Raw genomic sequence first — 3633 nt, forward strand, 5'->3', positions numbered from 1 at the left:
CATGTGTTTCTCCTTCGTGTGGAACTGAAAAGTCTGGGGCGGCCCCAACCTTGAGCCGCGATGACTCAAGGGTACGCGGCGCCCCGATCGATGTCAATTGAACTTGAGCCGTGAGGTGTCAAGTTTGATGGTCGCGCGCGGACGACGGATGCCACGTAGGCGCACGAATCTGGGATGGGCGGGGTGTTTTGGACCATCTCTTGTGGATGTCTTGTGGTTTGGCGTCGCGGCCGGTCGCGCTCAGGCGACGCTGCTGGGATCTTGCGGGAGCGCGGCATCGAACCGGGGCACTTCTTGCGGTCCGCGGCGAAAACTGGGCAGTGCCCCGACCGGATCACTCACTTCGGAACCTGGGCCCCGAATCCATCCCATCCGCAGGAGAAAGCGGCCACAAGCCGCGAGAAGGAACACATCATGAACAAGATCACCAAGGCCACCATCGCCACCGCCGCCGGAGCAGCCCTGCTCCTCGGTGGTGCCGGCACCTTCGCCACCTGGAACTACAACGCCACGGCCGCCGGCTCCACCATCACCGCGGGCAACCTCGTCGTGACGGATGGCCCCGTCGGCACCTGGTCGGCCAATGGCGCGGCGATCGACCACATCGCCGGCTACGCGGTGTCGCCCGGTGACGTGCTCACCTACACCAAGACCATGCAGATCGAGGCCGAGGGTGACAGCCTGGAGGCCGAGCTGGCGCTGACCGGTGGCTCGATCGCCGCCGCTGACGGATTGAACACCGCCGACGTTGCGCTCGCCGGCCTGCTCGATGACTCAGCCGTGCTCACCGTCGAAGCCGACGCGGAGGGCATCACCGACAACCGCGACGGTTCCTTCACCGTCACCCCCGATGGCGGTGCGATCAGCGAGTCGGTCACCGTCACGGTCACGATCGCGTTCCCGAACGGCGCCGCCGGCGCGGACAACGCCGCGATGAACGGCTCCGTGGACCTCAGCGCCATGACCGTGACCCTCACGCAGGCCACCGACTGAACCCCCGGGCTCGCCGCACGGCGAGCCTCTCCCGGCCATTAACCCGCCGCTCAAGCCCCGAGGAACCTGATGTCCCGCCGCAGTGCACGCCACGCCGCCCGACGCGCACAGCGTCGCGCCGCGGCCCCCGCACGCATGCTGCGGGCATCCCTCGGGGCTGCGGGCGTCGTCGTGCTGGGCATCCTCGCCGGTGGGGGGACGTACGCCGCATGGTCGGTGAGCGCTCCCGTCGCCGCGGGCACCACCCTGCAGGCCGGCTCGGCCGGCCTGCAGGTGACCGACCCCGGGCTGACTGCCTCGGGCCTGTACCCCGGTCACGGCGTGTACGGCGCGACCGAGGTGCGCAACACCGGCACGGTGCCGCTCGCCCTCACCTTTCAGGCGACGACGGGCAGCGCACCCACGGCCTTCACCACCGCCCTGCGGGTGACCGCTGCCCCGCTCTCGGCATCGGGTCGTTGCGACGGCGCCCTGCCCCCGATCGCCACGATCGGTCTGGACGCCGCCCCCGTGAGCGTCGCCACCCTCGCGCCCGGCCAGGTCCAGCGCGTGTGCGTCGGGCTCACGCTCCCGCCTGATGCCCCCGCGGCCGCTGCCGGCGCCCCGGCATCCACCCTCACTCTCACCGTCTCCGGAACACAGGTTCAGTCATGACCCGCCGCTTTCTCGGCCCCGTCGCCGCCCTGGTCACCCTCGCGGTGCTGGGTGGCTCCGGCGCCGCCGTGGCCGCCTGGAGCGCGAACGCGGCCGTCAACGCCACCGCATCCTCCGCATCCCCGGCCACCACGATCGCGCAGAGCGGGGCGCTCACCACGACCTATCAGTACACCGGGACCTCGTCGACGGCCGTCTTGGGCTCGCTCACGATCAAGAACACCGGCGGCACCCCGCTGTCGTACAGCCTCGCCACCGATGTGACCGGCAGCAGCACCCTCGCCGCCAAGACCACCGTGCGACTGTGGACGGGCAACTGCGCAGGCGCCGCTCCCGCCGACGCCGTCACGACGACGCTCGCCAACCCAGCCCCGACCCTTCCGACCGCCGCCCGCGCTGTCGCCGCCGGGGTCACCGCCACCATCTGCGTCGCGACCCGCGTCGAGGGACGCGATGCGGGCAGCAGCAACGCCGCACTGCAGGGCCAGAGCGTGACCGCCGCGTTCCGCGTGACCGGCGCCGTGGGGACCAGCTGGACCGCAACGGCCACGACCGGATCCGTGACCCAGAGCGTCTACCAGCTGGCCGCCGCCGGCGCGGTGACGTGCAAGAAGGACAGCGTGTTCGGCTTCCGGGCGGTGGAACTCACCTGGAACGCACCGGTCAACCGTCCCGCTGGTGCCGAGATCACCTACGAGGTCGTCGACACCACCACCGACAGCGTGCTCAAGATCGTCCGCGCCTCCGGCTCCGGAGCGGCGGTGACGATCGAAGGCAAGCACCTCGACGGCAACGGTGCCCACGCCGTCGCGATCCGCGCGAAGGAAGGGGCCTACGGAACCACCGCGCTCCTGAGCACCACCGTCGCGGTGGAGCGCTCCGGCACGCTGTTGATCTCACGGGCCGACTGCGCATGACTGTGACCGCCCCCTCACCCCGCCCGGTGCAGCCCAGCCCTCGCCGCGCCCACCGCGCTGCGCAACGCCGCGACCGCAGCCTGCCGCACTACCTGGGCGTCGCACTCGGCGCCGCCCTGATGATCCTGACGATGAGCGTCGCGATCGCAGTCGTGGCGCTGCCCGCGCTGGTCGGCGGCACCGCGATGACGGTACTCACCCAGTCGATGGAGCCCGGCCTGCCCCCGGGCACCCTCGTGGTGATCAAGCCCACGCCGGTCGACGACATCCGGGTGGGCGACGTCATCACGTACCAGATCCGCTCTGGCGACCCGGCGGTCGTGAGCCACCGCGTGGTGTCCAAGACTTACGCGGGCGGCGAGGTCACCTTCATGACGAAGGGCGACAACAATTCCGCCGCAGACCCCGATCCGGTGCAGCCGGCGCAGATCCGCGGCACCCTCTGGTACAGCCTGCCGCTGCTGGGTTGGGTCAACAGCGCGCTCTACGGAACCGACCGCACCATCGTGCTGGCAGTCGTCGCCGGCGGCCTGTTCCTCTACGCCGCAGGTTTGGTCGTCTCGGCAGTGCGCGACAAGCGCCGCCGGCGCGCCGCCGCGGACGACGCCGCGGAGATCTGAGGGGGATGCCGCAGGCGCGGCATCCGAGATCCGACACACCGTGCACCGCGCCGCCACGCCCCGGCCACCTCGTCGCGATAATGTGCGCGGATGAGCACCCCGCCCGGCGAGGCCCGACTGCCCGCCACCGCTGACACCGACGCACTGCCCGTGATGGGCCTGGGCCTGCGACGCGATACCCCCGCCCCTCGCAAGACGCTGCTGGCGTGGGCGCTGTGGGACTGGGCGGCGCAGCCGTTCAACACGGTGATCCTCACCTTCATCTTCACCGCGCTGTACCTCACGACCGACGCGTTCCTCCCCGCTGACATCGCCGCGCTCGCCGACGACGACCGGGTGAAAGAGGTCGCCGAGGCGGGCCTGGCCGCGGGGCTCGGCTGGGGCACCACGATCGCGGGGCTGCTGATCCTGGCGCTCGCCCCGGTGCTGGGCCAGCAGGCCGATGCGGC

4 protein-coding genes and 1 pseudogene are annotated in these 3633 nt (G+C 71.1%); all 5 read left to right on the top strand.

Annotated features, from left to right (window positions below):
• The first annotated feature begins 414 nt into the window (after nucleotides 1–414).
• Nucleotides 415–993, top strand: a complete 579-nt coding sequence (locus NQ160_RS20530; protein WP_257516946.1) for an alternate-type signal peptide domain-containing protein — start codon at nucleotides 415–417, stop codon at nucleotides 991–993.
• Between the two features lie 69 nt (nucleotides 994–1062).
• A complete protein-coding gene (locus NQ160_RS20535) occupies nucleotides 1063–1647 on the top strand; it encodes a hypothetical protein (RefSeq protein WP_257516947.1) in 585 nt (194 codons plus the stop codon).
• Entirely contained in the window at nucleotides 1644–2564 is a 921-nt protein-coding gene (locus tag NQ160_RS20540) for a hypothetical protein (RefSeq protein ID WP_257516948.1), read from the top strand. The genes NQ160_RS20535 and NQ160_RS20540 overlap by 4 nt, the downstream gene beginning before the upstream one ends.
• The gene (locus tag NQ160_RS20545) at nucleotides 2561–3184 is read left to right on the top strand and encodes a signal peptidase I (protein ID WP_257516949.1); all 624 of its coding nucleotides are present in this window, start codon (nucleotides 2561–2563) and stop codon (nucleotides 3182–3184) included. Before NQ160_RS20540 ends, NQ160_RS20545 begins: the two co-directional genes overlap by 4 nt.
• Nucleotides 3185–3274: 90 nt before the next feature.
• Nucleotides 3275–3633 (top strand): annotated as a pseudogene (locus tag NQ160_RS20550) (MFS transporter); the annotation flags it as partial.

This window comes from Microbacterium sp. zg.Y909 (genome assembly GCF_024626565.1).

Coding starts and splice junctions, on each gene's coding strand:
- NQ160_RS20530 (WP_257516946.1), top strand. CDS start 415: ATGAACAAGATCACCAAGGCCACCATCGCCACCGCCGCCGGAGCAGCC.
- NQ160_RS20535 (WP_257516947.1), top strand. CDS start 1,063: ATGTCCCGCCGCAGTGCACGCCACGCCGCCCGACGCGCACAGCGTCGC.
- NQ160_RS20540 (WP_257516948.1), top strand. CDS start 1,644: ATGACCCGCCGCTTTCTCGGCCCCGTCGCCGCCCTGGTCACCCTCGCG.
- NQ160_RS20545 (WP_257516949.1), top strand. CDS start 2,561: ATGACTGTGACCGCCCCCTCACCCCGCCCGGTGCAGCCCAGCCCTCGC.